General features: G+C 64.0%; 19 protein-coding genes. 15 read left to right on the top strand and 4 right to left on the bottom strand.

The window, feature by feature from the left end; translation table 11 throughout:
- Window positions 1-136: 136 nt before the first annotated feature.
- From LXM55_RS06810 to LXM55_RS06780, 7 genes are read left to right on the top strand one after another with little or no spacing between them, the layout of a single operon-like run.
- Complete coding sequence (locus tag LXM55_RS06810) at window positions 137-1759, top strand: methyl-accepting chemotaxis protein (RefSeq protein WP_233319689.1); 1623 nt, start codon at window positions 137-139, stop codon at window positions 1757-1759.
- A complete protein-coding gene (locus tag LXM55_RS06805) occupies window positions 1759-2295 on the top strand; it encodes a chemotaxis protein CheW (protein WP_233319688.1) in 537 nt (178 codons plus the stop codon). The genes LXM55_RS06810 and LXM55_RS06805 overlap by 1 nt, the downstream gene beginning before the upstream one ends.
- Window positions 2292-3569: a CheR family methyltransferase gene (locus LXM55_RS06800; protein WP_233319687.1), complete on the top strand. Its 1278-nt coding sequence runs from the start codon at window positions 2292-2294 to the stop codon at window positions 3567-3569. Before LXM55_RS06805 ends, LXM55_RS06800 begins: the two co-directional genes overlap by 4 nt.
- Window positions 3566-4252, top strand: coding sequence for a chemotaxis protein CheW (locus LXM55_RS06795; protein WP_233319686.1), 687 nt, complete (start codon window positions 3566-3568; stop codon window positions 4250-4252). Before LXM55_RS06800 ends, LXM55_RS06795 begins: the two co-directional genes overlap by 4 nt.
- The gene (locus LXM55_RS06790; RefSeq protein WP_233319685.1) at window positions 4249-6576 is read left to right on the top strand and encodes a hybrid sensor histidine kinase/response regulator; all 2328 of its coding nucleotides are present in this window, start codon (window positions 4249-4251) and stop codon (window positions 6574-6576) included. Before LXM55_RS06795 ends, LXM55_RS06790 begins: the two co-directional genes overlap by 4 nt.
- On the top strand, window positions 6573-7583 hold the full coding sequence (locus LXM55_RS06785) for a chemotaxis response regulator protein-glutamate methylesterase (protein ID WP_233319684.1): 1011 nt from the start codon (window positions 6573-6575) through the stop codon (window positions 7581-7583). The genes LXM55_RS06790 and LXM55_RS06785 overlap by 4 nt, the downstream gene beginning before the upstream one ends.
- Window positions 7584-7631: 48 nt before the next feature.
- A complete protein-coding gene (locus tag LXM55_RS06780; RefSeq protein ID WP_233319683.1) occupies window positions 7632-8633 on the top strand; it encodes a response regulator in 1002 nt (333 codons plus the stop codon).
- Between the two features lie 18 nt (window positions 8634-8651).
- On the opposite strand, the gene LXM55_RS06775 is transcribed toward LXM55_RS06780, so the two are convergent.
- Window positions 8652-9170, bottom strand: coding sequence for a hypothetical protein (locus LXM55_RS06775; RefSeq protein ID WP_233319682.1), 519 nt, complete (start codon window positions 9168-9170; stop codon window positions 8652-8654).
- A 274-nt stretch (window positions 9171-9444) separates the two neighbouring features.
- On the opposite strand from LXM55_RS06775, the gene prfB reads away from it, so the two are divergent.
- From prfB to LXM55_RS06740, 7 genes are all read left to right on the top strand, one after another.
- Window positions 9445-10540 (top strand): peptide chain release factor 2 gene (gene prfB / locus LXM55_RS06770; RefSeq protein ID WP_233319681.1). Its coding sequence is split into 2 segments (ribosomal slippage): window positions 9445-9516 and window positions 9518-10540, totalling 1095 coding nucleotides; the frame shifts between segments, so codons are not numbered across the junction.
- A gap of 93 nt (window positions 10541-10633) precedes the next feature.
- Window positions 10634-12136: a lysine--tRNA ligase gene (lysS, locus tag LXM55_RS06765; RefSeq protein ID WP_233319680.1), complete on the top strand. Its 1503-nt coding sequence runs from the start codon at window positions 10634-10636 to the stop codon at window positions 12134-12136.
- Window positions 12137-12241: 105 nt separating this feature from the next.
- Window positions 12242-12958, top strand: coding sequence for a TetR/AcrR family transcriptional regulator (locus tag LXM55_RS06760; RefSeq protein ID WP_233319679.1), 717 nt, complete (start codon window positions 12242-12244; stop codon window positions 12956-12958).
- A gap of 88 nt (window positions 12959-13046) precedes the next feature.
- Window positions 13047-13592, top strand: a complete 546-nt coding sequence (locus tag LXM55_RS06755; protein WP_233319678.1) for a hypothetical protein — start codon at window positions 13047-13049, stop codon at window positions 13590-13592.
- Between the two features lie 35 nt (window positions 13593-13627).
- Window positions 13628-14905 carry a flavohemoglobin expression-modulating QEGLA motif protein gene (locus LXM55_RS06750; protein ID WP_233319677.1) on the top strand — a complete coding sequence of 426 codons (1278 nt, stop codon included), beginning with the start codon at window positions 13628-13630 and terminating at the stop codon, window positions 14903-14905.
- A gap of 150 nt (window positions 14906-15055) precedes the next feature.
- Window positions 15056-15982: an alpha/beta hydrolase gene (locus LXM55_RS06745; RefSeq protein ID WP_233319676.1), complete on the top strand. Its 927-nt coding sequence runs from the start codon at window positions 15056-15058 to the stop codon at window positions 15980-15982.
- Window positions 15979-16305: a hypothetical protein gene (locus LXM55_RS06740; protein ID WP_011059491.1), complete on the top strand. Its 327-nt coding sequence runs from the start codon at window positions 15979-15981 to the stop codon at window positions 16303-16305. The genes LXM55_RS06745 and LXM55_RS06740 overlap by 4 nt, the downstream gene beginning before the upstream one ends.
- A gap of 113 nt (window positions 16306-16418) precedes the next feature.
- Here LXM55_RS06740 and LXM55_RS06735 read toward each other — a convergent pair whose 3' ends face one another.
- From LXM55_RS06735 to LXM55_RS06725, 3 genes are all read right to left on the bottom strand, one after another.
- A complete protein-coding gene (locus LXM55_RS06735; protein ID WP_233319675.1) occupies window positions 16419-17207 on the bottom strand; it encodes an OmpA family protein in 789 nt (262 codons plus the stop codon).
- A gap of 50 nt (window positions 17208-17257) precedes the next feature.
- A complete protein-coding gene (locus LXM55_RS06730) occupies window positions 17258-17671 on the bottom strand; it encodes a DUF4398 domain-containing protein (RefSeq protein WP_016967758.1) in 414 nt (137 codons plus the stop codon).
- Window positions 17672-17959: 288 nt separating this feature from the next.
- Window positions 17960-18304 (bottom strand): pilin assembly protein, encoded by a 345-nt coding sequence (locus tag LXM55_RS06725; RefSeq protein ID WP_233319674.1) that lies wholly within the window; start codon window positions 18302-18304, stop codon window positions 17960-17962.
- 203 nt (window positions 18305-18507) lie between these two features.
- Here LXM55_RS06725 and ppc point away from each other — a divergent pair, with 203 nt between their 5' ends.
- Entirely contained in the window at window positions 18508-21138 is a 2631-nt protein-coding gene (gene ppc, locus LXM55_RS06720; protein ID WP_233319673.1) for a phosphoenolpyruvate carboxylase, read from the top strand.
- Window positions 21139-21254 lie beyond the last annotated feature (116 nt).

The raw sequence follows: 21254 nt of genomic DNA, 5'->3' as shown, positions 1-21254 counted from the left end.
AGAGCTCGCTGAGCCGCGATCCAGAGCGGGCGCACAAATTTGCCGAAAGTGCCATCTGTGTCGTTAAACCACCCATAAAACCGCCATCGTCCTCGGCTATACTCCCCCCATTTTTGAATGGCCCCGAGGACTGACTGTGAAGAACTGGACGTTGCGCCAACGCATATTGGCGAGCTTTGCGGTGATTATCGCCATCATGTTGTTGATGGTCGTCGTCTCGTACTCGCGGCTGTTGAAGATCGAAGCCGGCGAAGAGCGCATGCGCACTGACGCGGTGCCGGGGGTGTATTTCAGTTCGATGATTCGCAGCGCCTGGGTCGACACCTACCTGCAGACCCAGGAAATCATCGGCCTCAAGCAGAATCAGGACATCAGTTCCGAAGACAAGGCCAGCTTCAAGGCGTTCGAAGAGCATCTGCAGACCCAGATGGGCAACTACAAGCAGACCATCAACAGTCGTGAGGACCAGAGCGAGTTCGATGCCTTCGAGAAGGACCACCAGGAATTCAATCGCATCCAGGCTGCCGTGCTCGACCTGCACCAGCGCCGCCAGGAAGCCGAGGCCATTCGCCTGTTTACTGAGCAACTGACCCCGGCCTGGATCGCCGGGCGGATGAAGCTCAACGACATCATCAGCGAAAACAAGGCGGTGGCCGATTCCGCCACCGCGGCCATCGACGACGCGGTGGCCGCGGCCAAGGTCAGCATGGGCGTTTCCTTGCTGCTGGCGGTGCTTGCTGCCGGGCTCTGCGGCCTGCTGTTGATGCGGGCAATCATGGCGCCCATGAACCGCATCGTGAGCATTCTTGAAATCATGCGTACCGGTGACCTCAGCGGCCGCCTGAACCTGGACCGCAAGGACGAGTTCGGCGCCGTGGAAACCGGCTTCAACGACATGATGACCGAGCTCACGGCCCTGGTGTCCCAGGCCCAGCGCTCGTCGGTGCAGGTCACCACCTCGGTGACCGAAATCGCTGCCACTTCCAAGCAGCAACAGGCCACCGCCACCGAGACGGCCGCCACCACCACGGAAATCGGCGCCACTTCGCGGGAAATTGCCGCGACCTCCCGGGACCTGGTGCGCACCATGACCGAAGTCTCCAGCGCCGCCGACCAGGCCTCGGTGCTCGCCGGTTCCGGCCAGCAGGGCCTGGCGCGGATGGAAGACACCATGCACTCGGTGATGGGCGCGGCGGACCTGGTGAACGCCAAGCTGGCGATCCTCAACGAGAAGGCCGGCAACATCAACCAGGTGGTGGTGACCATCGTCAAGGTCGCCGATCAGACCAACCTGTTGTCGTTGAATGCGGCCATCGAGGCCGAAAAGGCCGGTGAATACGGCCGTGGTTTTGCCGTGGTCGCCACGGAAGTGCGGCGCCTGGCAGACCAGACGGCGGTCGCCACCTACGACATCGAGCAGATGGTCCGCGAGATCCAGTCGGCGGTCTCGGCGGGGGTCATGGGCATGGACAAGTTTTCCGAGGAAGTGCGCCGCGGTATGGCCGAAGTGCAGCAAGTGGGCGAGCAACTGTCGCAGATCATCCATCAGGTCCAGGCCCTGGCACCGCGGGTGCTGATGGTCAATGAAGGCATGCAGGCCCAGGCCACCGGCGCCGAGCAGATCAACCATGCCCTGGTGCAACTGGGGGATGCCAGCAGCCAGACCGTCGAGTCCCTGCGCCAGGCCAGCTTTGCCATTGACGAGCTGAGCCAGGTGGCGGTGGGGCTGCGCAGCGGCGTTTCGCGTTTCAAAGTCTGATGGATGAGCTCGCGCACAAGCGCAGTGGGGCGGCCGCAGCCAAGAGCGCTTTGTTCCTGATATTTCGCATTGGCGAGGAGCGCTATGCCTTGCCGGCCGTGGATGTGGTGGAGGTGCTGCCGCGCCTGCAACTCAAGCCGATCGCCCAGGCGCCCTCCTGGGTGGCCGGGGTGTTTGCCTATCGCGGCGTGGTGGTGCCGGTCATCGACCTCTGCGAGCTGAGCTTCGGCCGCCCGGCGCAGTTGCGCACCAGCACCCGGCTGGTGCTGGTGCACTACCGTGGCGACGCCGGGCAGCCGGCGCGGATCCTCGGGCTGTTGCTGGAGCAGGCCAACGACACCTTGCGTTGCGACCCGGCGCAGTTCCAGCCCTATGGCCTGGACAATCGCCAGGCGCCGTACCTGGGGCCGGTGCGTGAAGACGCCCAGGGGCTGCTGCAATGGGTGCGGGTCGACGCTTTGCTCGGCCCGCAGGTGCGTGAGCTGCTGTTTCCCGCCGAGCCCCTGGACCCGGTATCGCTTGAGGAGCCTCGATGAGCGAGGAACAACGGTTTTTCGATTTCCTCAAGGAGCGTATCGGCCTGGATGTCGCCTCCGTGGGGCCGGCGATTATCGAGCGCGCGGTGCGCCAGCGCTGCAATGCCCTGTTTGCCCGCAGCAGCGACGAGTACTGGCAGAAGCTGCAAGGCTCGCGGGATGAACAGCAGGCGCTGATCGAGGCGGTGATCGTCCCCGAAACCTGGTTTTTCCGTTACCCCGAATCCTTCGCCACCCTGGTCAAGCTGGCCAAGGCGCGGCTGGCGCAGATCAACGGCATGCGCGCCCTGCGCCTGTTGAGCCTGCCGTGCTCCACCGGCGAAGAACCCTATTCGATTGCCATGGCCCTGCTCGATGGCGGCCTGGCGCCCCATCAGTTCAAGGTGGATGGCCTGGATGTCAGCCCATTGTCGGTGGAGCGGGCCAAGGGCGCGCTGTACGGCAAGAATTCCTTTCGCGGCCAGCTCACCGAGTTTCGAGAGCGTCACTTCGAGCCGGCAGACGGCGAGCGGTATCGCTTGAGCAAGCGGGTTCGCGAGCAGGTGCGGCTGCAGGTGGGCAATGTCCTGGATCCGGGGTTGCTGGCCAGCGAGCCGGCTTTCGATTTCGTGTTCTGTCGCAACCTGCTGATCTACTTCGACCAGCCGACCCAGCGCCAGGTGTTCGAGGTGCTCAAGCGCCTGACCCATGAAGAGGGCGTGCTGTTCATCGGTCCCGCCGAAGGCAGCCTGCTGGGCCGCTTGGGCATGCGTTCCATCGGTATCCCGCAGTCTTTCGCCTTCAGCCGCCACCAGGAGCCCGAGCCGCTGCCGGCCCCGGTGGCGCTGCAGCCCTTGCCGCTGCCACTGCCAACCCGCAGCGTGGTGCCTGTGGCGCCGCGTCCACGGCCTTTTGCCGCCCGCTCCGTGGCGCCCCCGGCGAGCACCAGTGCGCCAGCGGTGACGGATGCCGCCGGCCTGCTGGCCAACATTGCCGCGCTGGCCAACGAGGGCAAGAGCGCCGAGGCCCGTGCCGCTTGCGAGCGTTATCTGCAGCAGCATGAACCGGTGGCTCAGGTGTTCTACTGGCTGGGCCTGCTCAGTGATGTGGCCGGTAACGCCATGGAAGCCCAGGGGTATTACCGCAAGGCCCTGTACCTGTCGCCCCAGCACCCGGAAGCCCTGGTGCATCTGGCGGCACTGCTGGCCTCCCAGGGCGATGTGGCGGGCGCCCAACGATTGCAGGAGCGCGCGGCGCGCAACCTGCGCACCGCCAACAGTGAGTTGAAACGATGAGCCATCCCTATTCATTGGACGTCACCCGTGAAGATGCGCAGGCCATCGATGATTGCTGGAACCGCATCGGCATTCATGGCGACAAATCCTGCCCGCTGCTGGCCGAGCACATTCATTGCCGCAACTGCGCGGTGTATTCGGCCGCCGCCACCCGCCTGCTGGACCGCTATTCGCTGCGCCAGGAAGACCGCGAGGAAGCGGTGGTGCTGGCGGCTGACAGCGATGTGGTCACCCGCTCGCTGCTGATGTTCCGCCTGGGCGAAGAGTGGTTGGGCCTGCCGACCCGCTGCCTGCTGGAAGTGGCGCCGCAGCAGGCGATCCATTCCTTGCCGCACCAGCGCTCACGGGCCTTGCTCGGGGTGGCCAACGTCCGCGGGGCGCTGGTGGCCTGCCTGTCCTTGACCGAGCTGCTGGGGCTCGACCCTTCTGCTGCCGCGCCAGCGGGCGGGCGGGTCATGCCGCGCATGCTGATCATTGGCGCCGCCGGTGGCCCGGTGGTGGTGCCGGTGGATGAAGTGCACGGTATTCACGCCATCGACGAGCGCATTCTCAGCGGCGCCTCGGCTTCCGGCGAGCAGGCCAACGCCAAGTACACCCGTGGCGTATTGCAATGGCAGGGGCGCAGCCTGCGCCTGCTGGATGAAGAGCAATTGCTCGCGGCCGTGACCCGGAGCCTGACATGACCCCCGATCAGATGCGCGACGCCTCGTTGCTGGAGCTGTTCAGCCTGGAAGCCGAAGCCCAGACCCAGGTGCTCAGCGCCGGACTGCTGGCGCTGGAGCGCAATCCGACCCAGGCCGACCAGTTGGAAGCCTGCATGCGCGCGGCCCATTCCCTGAAGGGCGCGGCGCGGATTGTCGGGGTCGATGCCGGGGTCAGCGTCGCCCACGTGATGGAGGATTGCCTGGTCAGTGCCCAGGAAGGGCGGCTGTACCTGCAGCCCGAGCATATCGATGCCTTGCTGCAGGGCACCGACTTGTTGATGCGCATTGCCACCCCCGGTGGCGCGCAGGCGGTGGCGGCGGATATTGCGCTGTACGTGGCCCTGATGGAGCGCCTGTTGACCCCGGGGGCCGCGCTGCCGGCAGCCGCGCCGCCAGCACCGGAGCTGCCGATGGCGCCACCGCCGATACCGGAACTGCGGGTGCCGGTGGACGCCTTCCCGGAGCTGCCGGGCGAGCCGGAGGCCGATCCGGGATTGCCGGCCAGCGAGCCGGCCCTGGAGCCTCTGCGTCCGGGCAAGCGCATGACCGAGGGCGGCGAGCGGGTTCTGCGGGTCACCGCCGAGCGGCTCAACAGCCTGTTGGACCTGTCGAGCAAGTCCCTGGTGGAAACCCAGCGGCTCAAGCCGTACCTGGCGACCATGCAGCGCCTGCGGCGGATTCAGAGCAACAGCCTTACCGCCCTGGAAAACCTCAACCTGCACCTCAAGGAACATGCCCTGAGCCTGGAGGCCCAGGAAGCCCTGGAGGATGCGCGTCGGCTGCTGGCCGAGTCGCAGCAACTGTTGGCGGAAAAGACCGCCGAGCTGGACGAGTTCGGCTGGCAGGCCAGCCAACGTGCCCAGGTGCTGTATGACACGGCCCTGGCCTGTCGCATGCGGCCCTTTGCCGACGTGCTTACTGGCCAGGTGCGCATGGTCCGCGACCTGGGCCGCAGCCTGGGCAAGCAGGTGCGCCTGGAGATCGAGGGGGAAAAGACTCAGGTCGACCGTGACGTGCTGGAAAAACTCGAAGCGCCGTTGACCCACTTGCTGCGCAATGCCGTCGACCACGGGATCGAGCTGCCGGAACAGCGCCTGCTGGCGGGCAAGCCGGCGGAGGGCGTGATTCGCCTGCGGGCCTCCCACCAGGCCGGCCTGCTGGTGCTGGAGCTCAGCGACGACGGCAACGGCATCGACCTGGAGCGCCTGCGCCAGAACATTGTCGAGCGCCAACTGTCACCAGCGCAGACTGCCGCGCAGCTCAGTGAGGAGGAGTTGCTGACCTTCCTGTTCCTGCCCGGCTTCAGCCTGCGCGACAAGGTGACCGAGGTGTCCGGCCGCGGCGTCGGCCTGGACGCGGTGCAGCATATGGTGCGTCAGCTGCGCGGGGCGGTGGTGCTGGAGCAGGACACCGGCCAGGGCAGTCGCTTTCATCTGGAAGTGCCGCTGACCCTGTCGGTGGTGCGCAGCCTGGTGGTGGAGGTCGGCGACGAGGCCTACGCCTTCCCTCTGGCGCATATCGAACGCATGTGCGACCTGGAACCCGAGGCCATCGTCCAGGTGGAGGGGCGCCAGCACTTCTGGCACGAAGGCCGGCATGTCGGCCTGGTCGCGGCCAGCCAGCTGTTGCAGCGGCCGGCGACCCAGGACAGCGCACCGACCCTGAAAGTGGTGGTGATCCGCGAGCGCGATGCGGTGTACGGGATCGCCGTGGAACGCTTCATTGGCGAGCGCACCCTGGTGGTGTTGCCGCTGGACGACCGCCTGGGCAAGATCCAGGACATCTCCGCCGGGGCCTTGCTCGATGACGGTCGGGTGGCGCTGATCGTGGATGTCGAGGACATGCTGCGGTCGGTGGACAAACTGCTCAACACCGGGCGTCTGGAGCGTATCGCGCGCAATCATCAGCAGCACGCCCAGGCCGCGCGCAAGCGTATTCTGGTGGTCGACGACTCGCTGACGGTGCGCGAGTTGCAACGCAAGCTGCTGATCAACCGCGGTTACGACGTGGCGGTGGCGGTGGATGGCATGGATGGCTGGAATGCCTTGCGCTCGGAAAGCTTCGACCTGCTGATCACCGACATCGACATGCCGCGAATGGATGGAATTGAATTGGTCACACTCTTGCGTCGCGACAATCGCCTGCAGTCCCTGCCGGTGATGGTGGTGTCCTACAAGGATCGTGAGGAAGACCGGCGCCGTGGACTGGATGCCGGTGCCGACTATTATCTAGCCAAAGCCAGTTTCCATGACGACGCCCTGCTGGATGCGGTGGTGGAGCTGATTGGAGGAGCGCGGGCATGAAGATAGCGATAGTCAATGACATGCCCATGGCCGTGGAGGCCCTGCGTCGAGCCTTGGCCTTCGACCCCAGCCACGAGGTGGTGTGGGTTGCGACCAATGGCGCGGAAGCAGTGAAATACTGCGCCGAATTGACCCCGGACCTGATCCTCATGGACCTGATCATGCCGGTGATGGATGGTGTCGAGGCCACGCGGCGAATCATGGCCGAGTCACCGTGCGCCATCGTGATCGTCACCGTCGACCGCCAGCAGAACGTGCACCGGGTGTTCGAGGCCATGGGCCACGGCGCTCTGGACGTGGTCGATACCCCGGCGCTGGGCGCGGGCAATGCCCAGGAAGCGGCAGCGCCACTGTTGCGCAAGATCCTCAATATCGGCTGGCTGATCGGCCAGCGCGGCAGCCGGGTACGTTCCGCACCGCAGCCGTTGCGCAGCGGCGCGCCGCGCCAGAGCCTGGTGGCCATCGGTTCTTCCGCAGGCGGCCCGGCGGCCCTGGAAATGCTGCTCAAGGGCTTGCCAAAGGACTTTCCCGCCGCCATCGTGCTGGTCCAGCACGTTGACCAGGTGTTTGCCGCCGGCATGGCCGAATGGCTCAGCAGCGCCTCCGGCCTGGAGGTGCGCCTGGCCCGAGAGGGCGAACCGCCGCAAAGCGGCAAGGTATTGCTGGCGGGCACCAACCACCACATCCGCCTGTTGAAAAACGGCACCCTGGCGTATACCGCCGAGCCGGTGAACGAGATCTACCGGCCCTCCATCGATGTGTTTTTCGAGAGTGTCGCCAGTTTCTGGAATGGCGATGCGGTTGGGGTGCTGTTGACCGGCATGGGCCGTGACGGCGCCCAAGGCTTGAAGCTGATGCGTGATCAGGGTTACCTGACCATCGCCCAGGACCAGAACAGTAGCGCGGTGTACGGCATGCCCAAGGCGGCCGCTGCCATTGGCGCCGCCACAGAGATTCGCCCACTGGACAAGATCGCTCCACGTTTGCTGGAGATATTTGCCAAATGACTGATAAACGCAGCTGTCCTGGCCAGGTAGCAATTCAGGTGACAACCCATGAATGATTTACAGCTCGACGAATTCAAGACCGACGAAAATGCCGCCATGGTGTTGCTGGTGGACGACCAGGCCATGATCGGCGAAGCGGTTCGGCGTGGGTTGGCGAACGAGGAAAACATCGATTTCCACTTCTGCGCCGATCCGCATCAGGCCATTGCCCAGGCGATCCGCATCAAGCCCACGGTGATCCTCCAGGACCTGGTGATGCCGGGCCTGGACGGCCTGACCCTGGTGCGCGAGTACCGCAACCACCCAGCGACCCAGAACATCCCGATCATCGTCCTCTCGACCAAGGAAGACCCGTTGATCAAGAGCGCGGCCTTTGCCGCCGGGGCCAACGACTACCTGGTCAAGCTGCCGGACAACATCGAGCTGGTGGCGCGAATCCGCTACCACTCGCGCTCCTACATGACCCTGTTGCAGCGCGACGCGGCCTACCGCGCGCTGCGGGTCAGCCAGCAGCAACTGCTGGACACCAACCTGGTGCTGCAACGGCTGATGAACTCCGACGGCCTGACCGGGTTGTCCAACCGCCGGCATTTCGATGAATACCTGGAGCTGGAATGGCGCCGGGCGATGCGCGAACAGAGCCAGCTGTCGCTATTGATGATCGACGTCGACTACTTCAAGACCTTCAACGACACCTTCGGTCACCTGGAGGGCGATGAAGCCCTGCGCAAGGTGGCCACGGCGATTCGCGAGGCCAGCAGCCGGCCTTCCGACCTGCCGGCGCGCTACGGCGGCGAAGAGTTCGTGCTGGTATTGCCCAACACCTCGCCGGGCGGCGCGCGGCTGGTGGCCGAGAAGCTGCGCCAGACCGTGGAGGCCCTGAAAATCCCCCATATCGCACCGGTGGAGGGCGCCAGTCTGACCATCAGCATCGGTCTTTCCACCATCACGCCGCAGCCCAACAGCCATTGCCGGCAGTTGATTTCGGCAGCGGACAAGGGGCTGTACCTGGCGAAGAACAATGGCCGCAATCAGGTCGGGATCGAGTAGGCGGTTTCGGCCTGCGCTCTAGGCGTCAGCCATTTCCGTGGCCGGCGCCTGACCCGGTGGGACCTCCACCAGGGTGTCTCGGAACAGGTAGTAGCTGTGGCTCGCGGCGTGTCGGCACGTGAGCTTTACCGCTTCGATGCGGTAGGTGGTGCGGGTGTCGAGTGTGTTGTCGATGAACCAGTTGTTCAGCAGGTTGCCGGGGGCGATCGGGTAGTCGCCAAAGCTGTAGTCCATGTAGCCACCCTTGTGGACGTGGACCCAGCGACAACTGAACCTGGCCTGCAGCCATTGGGTTCGCTCATCGATTTCATTCACCAGCATTCTTGTGCGGTAGTAGATCCACCACCACAAAAAGATCAGCCAGGGCACGACCAGGGCGCAGGCCAGCGCCGGAGAGACGATCAACCAGACCCCCATCAGCGGCAGGCCGGCCAGCGCGCTGAGGAGTATCGAGAAGAAGGCCTGGACCCCCCTCCAGTTTCGCTGTTCCTTGCGTTTGATGTCTTCGATCTCGGCGCTACTGAGTAGGCGTTCCATGGGGCAGCGGCTTCCTTGTCATTTCAGCGTGGGAGTGTATCGCGCTGCCCGGCCTCAAGGAGAGCGCAGTTGCGGGGTGTGGCGGGGGGAGGCGAGCAGGACTTTTTGCTGGATGAACGGCGCACAAATTTCGCCTGCGTGCGGTTTTGCGCGGTTCGGTCACTGAAATTAGATGGCCGATTGGCCTCTTAAAGCCGCTAAGCGGGCTGCTGTGGTTCGGTGATTCCGTTATAATCGTCGGCTTTCAAAAGTTCGCCAACGAGTGCCGCCCCCCATGGAAATCAACCCGATCCTGAACACCATCAAGGACCTGTCCGAGCGCTCCGAAACTATTCGGGGGTATCTTTGACTACGATCAAAAGCATGAGCGTCTGACCGAGGTCAATCGCGAGCTTGAAGATCCGAGTGTCTGGAACAAACCTGAATACGCCCAGGAACTGGGCCGCGAGCGCGCTGCGCTGGCACAGATCGTCGAGACCCTGGACGAGCTGAACAGCGGTCTGGCCGATTGCCGCGACCTGCTGGACATGGCCGTCGAAGAAAATGACGAAGGCGCGGTGGGCGATGTCGTCGCCGAGCTGGCCCGTCTCGAGGAAAACCTCGCCAAGCTCGAATTCCGTCGCATGTTCAGCCATGAAATGGACCCGAACAACGCCTACCTGGACATCCAGGCCGGTTCCGGCGGCACCGAAGCCCAGGACTGGGCCAACATCCTGCTGCGCATGTACCTGCGCTGGGCCGACAAGCGCGGTTTCGAAGCGACCATCATGGAGCTGTCGGCCGGTGAAGTGGCCGGGATCAAGGGCGCGACCGTGCACATCAAGGGCGAATACGCCTTCGGCTGGCTGCGCACCGAGATCGGCGTGCACCGCCTGGTGCGCAAGAGCCCGTTCGACTCCGGCAACCGTCGCCACACGTCGTTCTCCGCGGTGTTCGTCTCGCCAGAGATCGACGACAAGGTGGAAATCGAAATCAACCCGGCCGACCTGCGGATCGATACCTACCGTTCCTCCGGTGCCGGTGGTCAGCACGTAAACACCACCGACTCGGCCGTACGGATCACCCACGTACCGACCAACACCGTGGTCAGCTGCCAGAACGAACGTTCCCAGCACGCCAACAAGGACACCGCCATGAAAATGCTGCGGGCCAAGTTGTACGAGCAGGAAATGCAGAAGCGCAACGCGGCTTCCCAGGCTCTGGAAGACACCAAGTCGGACATCGGCTGGGGTCATCAGATCCGCTCCTACGTGCTCGACGCGTCGCGGATCAAGGACCTGCGCACCAACATCGAACGCAGCGACTGCGACAAGGTGCTCGACGGCGACATCGACGAATACCTGGAAGCCAGCCTGAAATCGGGCCTGTAAAACCCTTGTAGGAGCCGGGGGGACGTCCAGTCCTTGCCCGGCGCCCCCCGGCCGCAGGCCGGGGGCAACGAACCTGATGGAAAAATTAAAGACATGAGCGACCAACAACTCGACCCGCAAGCCCTGCAACAGGAAGAGAACTCCCTGATCGCCCTGCGCAAGGAAAAGCTTGCTGCCGAGCGCGCCAAGGGCAATGCCTTCCCGAACGACTTCCGCCGCGAAAACTACTGCCAGGATCTGCAGAAGCAGTACGCCGACAAGACCAAGGAAGAGCTGGCAGAGGCTGCAATCCCGGTCAAGGTTGCCGGTCGCATCATGCTCAACCGTGGCTCGTTCATGGTGATCCAAGACATGACCGGGCGCATCCAGGTCTACGTCAACCGCAAGACCCTGTCCGAAGAAACCCTGGCCGCGGTGAAAACCTGGGACATGGGCGACATCATTGCCGCCGAAGGCACCCTGGCGCGTTCCGGCAAGGGCGACCTGTACGTTGAAATGACCCACGTGCGCCTGCTGACCAAATCGCTGCGCCCGCTGCCGGACAAGCACCACGGCCTGACCGACACCGAACAGCGCTACCGCCAGCGCTACGTCGACCTGATCGTCAACGAAGAAGTGCGCCAGACCTTCCGCGTGCGTTCGCAAGTCATCGCCCACATCCGCAGCTTCCTGATGCAGCGCGACTTCCTCGAAGTCGAGACGCCGATGCTGCAGACCATTCCTGGCGGTGCCGCGGCTAAGCCGTTCGAAACCCACCACAACGCCCTGGACATGGAAATGTTCCTGCGCATCGCCCCCGAGCTGTACCTCAAGCGCCTGGTGGTCGGTGGTTTCGAGAAGGTGTTCGAGATCAACCGCAACTTCCGTAACGAAGGCGTTTCGACTCGGCACAACCCTGAATTCACCATGTTGGAGTTCTACCAGGCCTACGCCGACTACGAAGACAACATGGACCTCACCGAAGAGCTGTTCCGCGAGCTGGCGCAGCTGGTTCTGGGCAGCACCGACGTGCCGTACGGCGACAAGGTGTTCCACTTCGGCGAGCCGTTCGCCCGTCTGTCGGTGTTCGATTCGATCCTCAAGTACAACCCCGAGCTGACCGCCGATGACCTCAACGACATCGACAAGGCTCGCGCCATCGCCAAGAAAGCCGGCGCCAAGGTGCTGGGCTTCGAAGGCCTGGGCAAGCTGCAGGTGATGATTTTCGAAGAGCTGGTGGAGCACAAGCTGGAGCAGCCGCACTTCATCACCCAGTACCCGTTCGAGGTGTCGCCGCTGGCCCGCCGCAACGACGACAACCCCAACGTCACCGACCGCTTCGAGCTGTTCATCGGCGGCCGCGAAATCGCCAACGCCTACTCCGAGCTCAATGACGCGGAAGACCAGGCCGAGCGCTTCATGGCCCAGGTGGCGGACAAGGACGCCGGCGACGACGAAGCCATGCACTACGACGCCGACTTCGTCCGTGCCCTGGAATACGGCATGCCGCCAACGGCCGGCGAAGGTATCGGCATCGACCGCCTGGTGATGCTGCTGACCAACTCGCCGTCGATTCGCGATGTGATCCTGTTCCCGCACATGCGGCCGCAAGCCTGAGTGTTGTGAATAATCAGCCGCCTTTATCAGGCGGCTTTTTATTGTCTGGCTGGAACTGACGTACCGCTTCTAATTCTGTGTGATTTTCAAGAGGGAATACGTGTCGTGAACCGCGCAATTGCTCAAGAAGGTGCAGCCGGCATCGCCGCTGCGGTGGCTGAAAGTGTTCAGTACCAGGGCCGCAAGGCCAGCCGCCAAGGCAGTGAGCAGCGCAGGCAGGACATTCTCGATGCCGCGATGCGCATTGTCGTGCGTGACGGCGTGCGGGCCGTGCGCCATCGCGCGGTAGCCGCCGAAGCCGGTGTGCCGCTGTCGGCCACCACCTATTACTTCAAGGATATCGATGACTTGCTCACCGATACCTTCGCCCAGTACGTGGAGCGCAGCGCGGCGTTCATGGCCAAGCTGTGGGCCAGCAACGAGGGGCTGCTGCGCGAGATGGTCGCCTACGGTGATGGCAGCCCGGCGTCGCGCTCGCAATTGGCCGATGATATCGCCCGCCTGACCGCCGACTATGTCCAGCGTCAGTTGCACACCCGCCGCGAGCACCTGATGGCCGAGCAGGCGTTCCGCCAGGAAGCGTTGCTCAACCCGCGGCTGGCGCAGCTGGTGCGCTCGCATCAGCAGATCCTGCTGCATGGCACCTGCCAGTTCTTCCAGGTCCTGGGCTCGCGGGAGCCGCAGCAGGATGCCAAGGTGTTGACGTCGATAATCGGCCGGATGGAATATCAGGGCCTGCTCAACGGCACCGAGCCTCTGGAGGACGAAGAGATGCTCGGTATCCTCACGCGCTACATGCATCTGGTTCTGGCTTCGGTCTGACGCGCCCGGCGCGGCTGACCGGCTGCGGCTTGTCGGTCGTGGTTCGCGCCAGCGGCTACAGTCATTCTGGAGTTCATGGGAGAGTTGCATGCAAGCCTGGCGCATTCTGATTGCCCTGTCGTTCCTGCTGCTCAGCGGTTGCCTGGTGGCCTTCAAGGAGCCGCTGCCGGCCGAGCAGGCGGCACCTGCCCAGTTGCTGGGCCAGTGGGCCAGCAAGAATGCCTGGGGCGAGCCGCTGAATATCCAGCTCAGGCAGGTCGGTACCAACCGCTACCGCGCTTCGAGTTACCCCGGCGGCACCGTGCGTCCGCGCGATGCCTATGACTTCACCGTGTCCCGGCACGGCAACCGCTGGTACCTGTCGGCCGCGGTGCCCCAGGCCTTTGGTGGGCACTACAGCATTGCCGGCTTCGAACTGACGGCCAAACATGAACTGGTGCTCTATACCCTGGACCTGGAACAGATTCGCCTGGCCCTGGGTCAAAAGGCCTTGAACGGCGACCCCATGACCACGGCCGAGGGCGATGGCGTGCTGATCAGCAGCCCGTTGCCTGAAGTCTTCGCCTACCTTGACGACCCCGCCAACTCCGACCTGTTCGTCGAGGCGGCGCGCTTCAAGCGCGTGGGCAAGTGACCCCGCGCTACAAACCCATTCAATAGGAGTTCCGGGTGGACGATTACCAGCAGACGATACGCACTTTGTCCGATCGCATAGTGCTGGCACAGACACCGATCCGCGTGCTGGATGCGGTGAAATGGGACGAAAACGTCCGCAAGGGCTTTCTCAAGGCCAAGGGCAAGGAGATGCCCGCGGTGGACCGAGCCTATTACGAGGGGCGACCGCTGTCGTTTGATTCCGGCGCGGTGAAGCTGGAATTCCAGAACATCGAGCGCGACATCACCCGCCAACTGGGCCAGTTCAACCCGGTGGGGCAGATCATGCGTCGCATGTGCAAGGAATACCGCATGGTGGTGCGCATGCTCGAAGCCCGGGGCACTGGCGACTTCGGGCTGATTTCCCAGGAGCTGTACGGCGCCGCGTCCGATGCCTTCCACGCCGGTGATCCGACCCTGGCGGACCTCGGGCTGATGATGTCCGACTACCTGAACAACATCGACGGGCGTGGCGACCTCAAGGACGAACCCAAGGTGCTCAGTGCCAAGGAGGCGGTGAGCCTGCTGCAAGGCCGGCTGAACAAGGTGTTCGGCGAGGCCGAGGAAACCATCCGGGTATTCGAGTCCGACGGCATCGTCGCCGACGCGGCAGCGGGCGCCGACTACATCAAGATCCGCAGCGACGCGATGTTCAACGAGCGCGATGTGCGGGCCCTGGAAGTCCATGAAGGGCTGGTGCATGTGGGCACCACCCTCAACGGCCTGAACCAGCCGATCTGCACCTTCCTGGCCAAGGGCCCGCCCTCGTCCACGGTGACCCAGGAAGGCCTGGCGATCCTGATGGAGATCATCACCTTTGCTTCTTACCCCAGCCGCTTGCGCAAGCTGACCAACCGTACGCGGGCTATCCACATGGTGGAGGAGGGCGCGGATTTCCTGCAGGTGTTCGAGTTCTTCCGCGAACAGGGCTTCGAGATGGCCGAGAGCTACGGCAACGCCAGCCGGGTGTTCCGCGGTTCGGTGCCCAACGGGTTGCCGTTTACCAAAGACTTGTCCTATCTCAAGGGCTTCATCATGGTTTACAACTACATTCAGCTGGCTGTGCGCAAGGGCAAGCTGGAGCAGATTCCCTTGCTGTTCTGCGGCAAGACCACCCTGGAAGACATGCGCACCTTGCGTCAGCTGGTGGACGAAGGGCTGGTCGTTCCGCCCAAGTACCTGCCCGAACAGTTTCGCGACATGAATGCACTGTCGGCCTGGATGTGTTTCTCCAACTTCCTCAACCACTTGAGCCTGGACCGGATCGAGGCGGACTACTCCAACATCCTTTGACACCTGCCGGGGGGCGCAGATGGACGTATCCACAGACACCAGCCGCCGCTGCCGCAGGCCGCGATCATTCGCGCTGCGGCGGTGGTTCCGATGGTTCAAGGCCCGCTGGGCCTTTTCGCCGTCTGCGCTGGCGGCCACAGGGTGCGGTGGATGAGCAGGTTGTTCAGAGGTTGTGTGGCTCTTGCCCTGCTGCTGGGCCTGCAGGGTTGCAGCTCGCTGCTGTTCTATCCCGAGCCGGGGCTGCCGTTCACCCCCGAGCGGGCCAGGCTTGAATACCGCGACGTGACCCTGGCCACCGCCGATGGCCACAAGTTGCACGGCTGGTGGCTGCCGGCCAAGCCCGGGGTGGAGGTCAAGGGCACGGTGCTGCACTTGCACGGCAACGGCGGCAACCTGGCCTGGCACCTGGGGGGCAGTTGGTGGCTGCCGGAGCAGGGTTATCAGGTGCTGCTGGTGGACTATCGCGGTTATGGCCTGTCCGAGGGCGCGCCGAGCCTGCCGGCGATCTATCAGGATCTGGATGCCGCATTCAAATGGCTGGATCAGGCCCCCGAAGTGCAGGGCAAGCCGTTGATCGTGTTGGGGCAAAGCCTGGGGGGCGCGCTGGCGATTCACTACCTGGTGGAGCACCCCGCGCGTCAGGCGCAGCTCAAGGCCATCGTGCTCGACGGCGTGCCGGCCAGTTACCGCGATGTCGGGCGCTACGCCTTGAGTACCTCGTGGCTGACCTGGCCGTTGCAGGTGCCGCTGTCGTGGCTGGTGCCGGACGCCGACAGTGCGATTAACTCGCTGCCGCACCTGAACGGGGTGCCGAAACTGATCTACCACAGCATCGACGATCCGATCGTGCCTCTTTCCAATGGCATCCGCGTGTATCAAGCTGCGCCCCCGCCCAGGGTCCTGCAACTGACCCGTGGCGGCCATGTGCAAACCTTTGCCGATCCGACCTGGCGCCGCGTGATGCTGCGCTACCTCGATGATCCGCAGCATTTCGACGGGTTGCGCCGGCTGGGGGAAATCCCCAATTACCCGACGCCCCCGAATTCAGCAGTTGAACCTCCAGAGAGTCCGCAATGAGTGAAGAACGCAACGCCATTCCAATGATCATCACCGGTATCTGCAGCATCATCGTGACCGTGGGCAGCCTGTGGTACTACGGCTACCTGCACTTCGCCAAGCCGGAGGATGCGTTGCTGCTCAGCGACTTCACCATGCTCAAGACCGTGCCCGGGGAAGACTACAAGATCTCCCTGCAACCGGCCGATGAAGTGGCCCAGTGCATCGACGGCGTGCTGGTGCTGTTCGACACCCAGCAGAAGGGCCTGACCGGGGTGCTGGTGAACAAGAAGAAGCAGGCCGTGCGCTGCATGGGCCAGGAAACCCCACAGCTGGAGCAGTGACCGGCAGGGTTGCCTTGGTCGCCGGCTTGCCGGCGAAGACGCCTAAAAAAACGCCGCCGAGTGAAGAGCTCGGCGGCGTTTTGTTTGGCCTGCCTATATAAGCAGGGGGGAGCTTAGTTGCGGCTGATGGCCGAGCGTGGCGCCACCGGCTGGTTGTCGTTGGAGATGGTGACTTCCACGCGACGGTTCATGGCGCGTCCGGAAACGCTGCCGTTATCGGCCACTGGATACTCCTTGCCGTAACCCTGGCTGACGATGCGCGCCGGGTCGACGCCCATGCGGATCAGGGCCATCTGCACCGAGCCGGCACGGCGCTCGGACAGCGACTGGTTGTAGGAGTCGCTGCCGGTGCTGTCGGTGTAGCCTTCGACGATCACCTTGCGGTCCGGGTTCTGCTGGAGGAATTGCGCCAGCTTGTTGATGTTCACCAGGCCGCTGGATTTCAGGTCGGACTTGTTGGTGGCGAACAGCACGTCACCGAAAGTCACCAGGGTGCCGCGGTCGGTCTGCTTGGCGTTGAGGCTGTCCTGCAGTTGCTTGATCTGCGCGTCGCGGGCTTCGAGGATGGCGCGGGCACGCTGGTCGCCGGCGTCCTTGAGTTTGGCTTCGGCGGTGCGCAGGGCAATGGTTTCCTTGGCCACTTCAACCCGCTGGTTGGTCAGGTAGGCCAGTTGGTCGACCTTCTTCTCGTCGTCCTTGTTCAGGTAGGCCTTGTCGGCCTTGTCCATCCAGTCGGCGGCGTCCTTGGTTTCCAGGGCCGCGACCTTGCTTGCCTGCGGGTTGGCCTGCAGGGCGGAGAAGTTGGTCCGGGCGTTTTCCAGGTTGGCGTTGGGCGGGGTGGAGCAGGCCGCCAGGGCTACGCTCATGGCCAACAGGGCAGGGATCATCAGTTGTTTGCGCATAATGGTTCGTCCTTTCAATCAAATACGAGTACGTGGGAATCGGCGGCGGCTTACTGCACGCTGCGCATACCTTCCTGACGCAGTTCCTGAACGCCTTTCTGCGAGTCTTTCAGCGCCTGCTCGGCCTTGGCGGCCTGGGCCTTGCGCTCTGCTACGCGGGCGTCCCACTCGGCTTGTTCGGCCAGGCGACGGGCTTCGTCGTACTTCTTGTCGTGCATGGCGATCTCGGCTTGCTTGAGCTTGTCCTGCGCCGATTTCATTTCCACGGCGGCGAACTCGGTGCCGCCTGCGCTCACTGCGCTATTGACCGCAGATTGCGTGACCGCGTACTGCTCGGAAGGCGGGTTACCGGCACAACCGGCCAGTACCATGCTGCTGCCGAGGGCCAGCGCGGCCAGCTTCAGCCCGCGCAGAGAGGTGAACGAGGATTTCGCAGTGCTGATCTTCATGGTCTTCAACTCCATTGGGTAACTCCTGGGAAACATCAACATCCATCCTGGTCCTGGCGCCCTGACGTTTCAGTGATGACGAGCGCTGATGGCGAAATTTGAAACGGCCGTTCCAGTGATGGCTAATGGGTGTGACCTGAGGCTTTTTTGAATAGTTCAGAGAAAGATGGCGATTGGCCGGAAAAAAACCTGACGGCTCGGACAGGGCTCTAAACCGGGAACTTTTGCCGTGCGCAGGGGTATTCCCGGCCCTTTTCAGGGCCGGAAAGGATGATTTTCAAGTGTGTGCAGAAGGTGCGCGGTTCAGTGCTTGGGCTTGTCGGACTGGCTCGACAGCAGGTGCAGATGCTGGCGTGACAATGCCAGGAAACGAGGGGTCGGGCCGACATCTTCGTACAGCGGATCGCCCTCCTCATCGGTGGCCACGACATGCTGCCCCTGGATGTAGGGGAAGCTTGCCTCGAGTTCTTCCAGGGCGGCGCCGATCAGTTCGCCGAGCAGTTCTTCGGTCTGGCGCTTGGGGTACATCTCGGTGAGCGCGGCCAGGCGGGCGGCGGCTTCCACGTCCAGGTGAATCCGGTAGCCGGTCTTGGTCAGGCGACCCTTGGCGTTTTCTTCCCAGTGTTGCGCGAGTTCACGGATTTTCATGATGACCTCAATGAACACCTGCTCGTGGCAGGCTGGGTTGAGTTGACCGGCCGTGGCCGGAATGCGGCCCTTGTGTGGCCCATGTTTGAGACTAGCTGCAATGTCGAAGGTTTGATCGGGTTTGCCCATGCTTGCTAAGCAAGGCGTGCAGGCGGCACTCTTGAGCCTTCCGTGCCGCCTTGAGTCTGCTGGAGAACACCTCGATGACCGATATTGATGCGCGCTTGCGCGAAGACGTTCACCTCTTGGGAGAACTGTTGGGCAATACCATCCGTGACCAGTACGGGGAGGCTTTCCTCGACAAGATCGAGCAGATTCGCAAAGGCGCCAAGGCTGATCGCCGTGGCTCGCCGGGCGCCGAGCTGAGCGCCAGCCTCGATCAGTTGAGCGAGGACGAACTGCTGCCGGTGGCCAGGGCCTTCAACCAGTTTCTCAACCTGGCGAACATCGCCGAGCAGTATCAGTTGATCCACCGTCGCGACGAGTCGCAGCCTGCGCCGTTCGAGGCCCGGGTGCTGCCGGAACTGCTGGCCCGCCTGCGGGCCGAGGGCCATTCCGCCGATGCCTTGGCCCGACAGTTGGGGCGCCTGGAAATCGAGCTGGTGCTGACCGCCCACCCCACCGAAGTGGCGCGTCGCACGCTGATCCAGAAATACGATGCCATCGCCGGGCAACTGGCGGCCCAGGACCACCGCGACCTGACCAGCGCCGAGCGCGGGCAGATCCAGGAGCGCTTGCAGCGCCTGATCGCCGAGGCCTGGCATACCGAGGAAATCCGTCGTACCCGGCCAACCCCGGTGGATGAAGCCAAATGGGGTTTTGCGGTGATCGAGCATTCGCTGTGGCAGGCCATCCCCAACTACCTGCGCAAGGCCGACAAGGCCTTGTTCGAGGCCACGGGGCTGCACCTGCCGCTGGAGTCGGCGCCGATCCGCTTTGCCTCGTGGATGGGCGGCGACCGTGATGGCAACCCCAATGTCACCGCCGCGGTAACCCGTGAAGTGCTGCTGCTGGCGCGCTGGATGGCTGCCGACCTGTACCTGCGGGACATCGATCACCTGGCTGCCGAGCTGTCCATGCAGCAAGCCAGCCCGGCCCTCCTGGCCAAGGCCGGGGACAGCGCCGAACCCTATCGGGCGCTGCTCAAGCAGTTGCGCGAACGCCTGCGGGCCACGCGCAATTGGGCCCATGCGGCGCTCAGCGCGGCGGTGCCGGCGAGTGTGGAGGTGCTGCACAACAACCGTGACCTGCTGGAGCCGCTGCAACTGTGCTACCAGTCGCTGCACGAGTGCGGCATGGGCGTGATTGCCGATGGTCCGTTGCTCGACTGCCTGCGCCGGGCGGTGACGTTCGGCCTGTTCCTGGTGCGCCTGGATGTGCGTCAGGATTCCAGCCGGCACACCTCGGCGATGACGGAGATCACCGACTACCTGGGGCTGGGACGTTATGAGGACTGGAGCGAAGAAGACCGCATCAGCTTCCTGATGCGCGAACTGGGCAGCCGGCGCCCCTTGTTGCCGGGTTACTTCAAGCCTTCGGCGGACACCGCCGAAGTGCTCGCCACCTGCCGCGAGATCGCCGGCGCGCCGGCGGCGTCCCTGGGTTCCTATGTGATTTCCATGGCCGGCGCGGCCTCCGATGTGCTGGCGGTGCAGTTGCTGCTCAAGGAAGCCGGGGTGCTGCGGCCGATGCGCGTGGTGCCGCTGTTCGAAACCCTGGCGGACCTGGACAACGCCGGCCCGGTGATGGAAAAACTGCTGCATATGCCGGGATATCGCTCGCGCCTGCAGGGGCCGCAGGAAGTGATGATCGGTTACTCCGACTCGGCCAAGGATGCCGGCACCACGGCTGCGGCCTGGGCCCAGTACCGGGCGCAGGAGCGGTTGGTGGACATCTGCCGCGAACAGCAGGTGGAGCTGCTGCTGTTCCACGGTCGCGGTGGCACCGTGGGGCGTGGCGGCGGCCCGGCCCACGCGGCCATTCTGTCGCAGCCGCCCGGCTCGGTGGCCGGGCGTTTCCGCACCACCGAGCAGGGGGAAATGATCCGTTTCAAATTCGGCCTGCCAGACATTGCCGAACAGAACCTCAACCTCTATCTGGCCGCGGTGCTGGAGGCGACCTTGTTGCCGCCGCCACCGCCGGAGCCCGCCTGGCGCCACCTGATGGATGAGCTGGCCAGCGACGGAGTCCGGGCCTACCGCGAGGTGGTGCGAGACAACCCGCAGTTCGTCGAGTACTTCCGCCAGTCCACTCCGGAACAGGAACTGGGCCGGCTGCCACTGGGGAGTCGGCCAGCCAAGCGCCGGGCTGGCGGCATTGAGAGCCTGCGGGCCATTCCGTGGATTTTCGGCTGGACCCAGACCCGCCTGATGCTGCCCGCCTGGCTCGGCTGGGAAGCGGCGTTGAGCAAGGCCCTGGCGCGCGGCGAGGGCGAGCTGCTGGCGCAGATGCGGGAGCAATGGCCGTTCTTCCGTACCCGCATCGACATGCTGGAGATGGTCCTGGCCAAGGCTGACGCGGACATTGCCCGCTCCTATGACGAGCGCCTGGTGGAGGCCGAACTGTTGCCATTGGGCGAGCATTTACGCGACCTATTGTCGCAGGCCTGCGCGGTGGTCCTGGGCCTGACCGGGCAGTCGCAACTGCTGGCTCACAGCCCCGATACCCTGGAGTTCATCCGCCTGCGCAACACTTACCTGGATCCGCTGCATCTGTTGCAGGCCGAACTGCTGGCGCGCTCGCGCAAGCAGGAGGCGCCGCAAGGAAGCCCCGTGGAACAGGCGTTGCTGGTCTCCGTGGCGGGTATCGCCGCCGGTTTGCGCAATACCGGCTGAGGTGCGCGGGGCTGCCAGCGAGCTTTGCGGCCGCCCCGATCAAGGCAATTGCAAGGTGTCGTTCAGATTCATCTGGCGACACTTTGTTATCGGGTTGCGACTTGTTCTACCCGGCC

Source organism: Pseudomonas sp. Au-Pse12 (assembly GCF_021341665.1).
Lineage (GTDB): Bacteria > Pseudomonadota > Gammaproteobacteria > Pseudomonadales > Pseudomonadaceae > Aquipseudomonas.
This window is presented reverse-complemented; position numbering and strand designations above follow the sequence as displayed.